The organism is Chitinophaga sp., from assembly GCF_036566945.1.
GTDB lineage: Bacteria > Bacteroidota > Bacteroidia > Chitinophagales > Chitinophagaceae > Chitinophaga.
Genome location: NZ_DATCVJ010001085.1, coordinates 1 through 2,721 on the forward strand (window position 1 = coordinate 1; position 2,721 = coordinate 2,721).

Here is a 2,721-nt window from a genome sequence, read left to right on the forward strand (position 1 = left end):
GTCGAAACCGTTAGTGAGAGCGGCTATTCAGCAACATCATCTGTCTGCAATTATCCAGATCACGACTTTTACTTTCCACCTTCGCATTCAGGTCGGCCACCTGTACTTTCAGGTCGGCAATACTTTGCTGCGCATTTTGCAATTCACGCAGTTGTTGCTTGGTTTGCTGCAGTGATAAACAGTTCTGCACAATGTTGTCGTACAGTCCGTAATGCGTAACGGCTTCTTTGGGAATAGAGTTACGCATATCTGCGAGGGAAGCGGCTATCACCTGATCCATATAATTAGCGTTCTGATTAGGAAGATTAATGGAATCGAGGTTATGCTTCACCTTTTCCAGCTTCTGCAGAAACTCTGCCTGGAAAGCCTGTTCCGTTCTGAATGAGCTTAGTTCTTTGCGCAGGGAAGCATTTTCCCTGGCAGGCACCTGGTAATTAAAAAATACGGCTAATACAAACAAGGCGACTGTTATAATAAAAAATAACAGGAACCATATAAAGGAAATATTTCTCTCCTGCCTGTTTAATACTTGCATACTGCGGAATGTTTTTTTGATTGAATGGAAATGATCGGGATATGATGGCTATTTTTCAACTTTTCTAGTCCGTGAAAAACCAACGTTTCGTTTTATGTTTACGCAGGTATTCTGCATCTTCGGCGGATTCTTCTTTTACAAAAATATTGCCGTCCTGCTTGCGGCCGATATAATCCAGTCTGCTCAGGCTTTCAAACAATTTATTGATGGCTCTCACAAAGGGGATCATGGGTTGCAGGCACTCTCTAACGTCGAGATGTTTATAGCGGATATTCGCGCAATTGATCATCAGGCTTTCCAGTTCTCCCTGTCGCAGTTCACACCATTCGGACAAATAATTAAGCAGTTCTTCTTTGCCGGCGCCGGCACGTTGGTCGATAGCGTTTTTCATGGTGCGGGCCAGTCCTGCAATAATTTCCAGCATTTGTGCGGGAGCCTGATTCAAGGCCAGCCATCTGAACTGAGTAATGCGGGTACCGAGAAACTGTACCATTTTTTCAGTAATATACAGTACTACGAGTGCGAGGTCGTTGTTCTGATTTCTGCCGTAAATTTTTTGCACAATGTGTACGCCGTAGAGCTCCATTTGTCCGAGGAACTGATCCAGCTCATGGTGCAGATCTATTAACGCCGGGTGTGCGCTTACGATACTGCAGGGAGGAATATAATCGTCATCCATCTGCGGCCGCCCATCTGCCACCGTAATGCGGCCCAGCACCATCTGATAGCTGCCCAGCTGCCCCGATGGCAACTGAGAAGCAGGCGCTACATACAAATGATATTCGGGAGTAGCATAGGGTAGTCTTGGCGGATCTTCATCCAGCAAGGGTTCTCCACTGGGTTGCCGGTTAAAAGGGTTTACCTGTATCAGTACATAATATGTACTTTCTGTATGCTGCGGATCCCAGGTATAAGTGGCTTCCGGGAAAGTAGTAGCATATTTCAGTGAGTGTACCGTATGCTCCGGCACCTCTATCCTTCCACCACCGGGCGTTATCGCCCGGCACTCTGTTAATTTAATTCGCCACTGCTGCTGATTATCACTGATAAACCAGCAACGGAGCGATTCTTTATTTTCTCCTTTAGGAGGCAAGAGGCCATAATTGAGTGCATGGATACTACAGGAAACGGCGTCCCTGATCTGATCCAGCAATGCATTTTCGGTATCAATAAAATGTTGCTTCTTTATCTTCATGCCATCTACCCAGTTAACGGGAAAATGCTTTAGCGGTTCTGCCATAATACTACTTTTAGGATAACATAATTCTGTTGCAAATAATCACACTGTTTTCTTTGATACCATTCATGAATACGGCCTTGTGCGGGTCCAGTGTTTTGGCGCCGCCAAACCATCGTGGTTTCAGGTGAAATACCCAGCCATAAGGCTGTCCGGTGTTATCTACAAAATCAATAGGGGTATTGGGATAACGGTCGTTATAATCATTAATAAAGTGGTAAAATAAATCGCCCAGATCCATCTTAATAGGGGTGCGTGCCCTGAAATAAGTACGGTTTGCATCCTGTGGTCCTTTCTCCATTTCCAGGCCGATAACAATGAGGTCTTTCATCTCCTCTTCATTTACTTCCGGCAGGTCTTTGTACATCGGATACTGCCACCACTTATGCACCTTCACCGGAATGGCCATCATCTTCTCAAAAGTTTTATAAACAAATGTGGGCAACACAAAGGAAAACATACTGGTCAGCATCGGGTAATACAGGAACGTATCTTTATCCAGGAAACGGTTAACCAGCACAAATCCTACGCCGCCAAACAACCAGATGGCCAATATAAAAGCCAGTTCAGATACCAGCGTTGTTTCATTGGCCCAGAAACGGGTATACATAAAATGACAATGCACTACCCCCAGGCCGAGGAACCATACTTCGTAAAAAAAATACTGGTTCATCAGGTTTTGATGGGTAAACAGGAAAGGGATGGAACTGATAACAGCAAAGATCAACGTCATACACACTAAATACAGCAATGCTTTCTTCTTATAAAGGCTGAAATTTTTAATGTATCTGCTGAGCAAAGCCACTATGAAAGATCCTACGGCCAGAACGCCGGCCAGCATAAAATAAAACTTAGCAGTGTATCTCATAGTTCTGATGGTATGTCAAGGTTTTTTCGGGTTCGGGCACTAACATTTCTTCATTTCTTCGGTTTTTCAGATGCTGGTAAT

At 44.5% G+C, this 2,721-nt stretch carries 3 protein-coding genes; all 3 read right to left on the minus strand.

What is annotated here, in order from left to right; translation table 11 throughout:
• Window positions 1–10: 10 nt before the first annotated feature.
• The 3 genes from tssO to VIP81_RS32715 all read right to left on the minus strand — a co-directional run bounded on the left by tssO (window position 11) and on the right by VIP81_RS32715 (window position 2,640).
• Window positions 11–535 carry a type VI secretion system TssO gene (gene tssO, locus VIP81_RS32705; RefSeq protein ID WP_331972206.1) on the minus strand — a complete coding sequence of 175 codons (525 nt, stop codon included), beginning with the start codon at window positions 533–535 and terminating at the stop codon, window positions 11–13.
• A 64-nt stretch (window positions 536–599) separates the two neighbouring features.
• Window positions 600–1,775 carry a hypothetical protein gene (locus VIP81_RS32710; RefSeq protein WP_331972209.1) on the minus strand — a complete coding sequence of 392 codons (1,176 nt, stop codon included), beginning with the start codon at window positions 1,773–1,775 and terminating at the stop codon, window positions 600–602.
• 10 nt (window positions 1,776–1,785) lie between these two features.
• Complete coding sequence (locus tag VIP81_RS32715) at window positions 1,786–2,640, minus strand: TssN family type VI secretion system protein (protein WP_331972213.1); 855 nt, start codon at window positions 2,638–2,640, stop codon at window positions 1,786–1,788.
• Window positions 2,641–2,721 lie beyond the last annotated feature (81 nt).

Bases quoted from the DNA above. Each gene is read 5' to 3' on its own strand.
- tssO (WP_331972206.1), bottom strand. From the start codon at position 535: ATGCAAGTATTAAACAGGCAGGAGAGAAATATTTCCTTTATATGGTTC.
- VIP81_RS32710 (WP_331972209.1), bottom strand. From the start codon at position 1,775: ATGGCAGAACCGCTAAAGCATTTTCCCGTTAACTGGGTAGATGGCATG.
- VIP81_RS32715 (WP_331972213.1), bottom strand. From the start codon at position 2,640: ATGAGATACACTGCTAAGTTTTATTTTATGCTGGCCGGCGTTCTGGCC.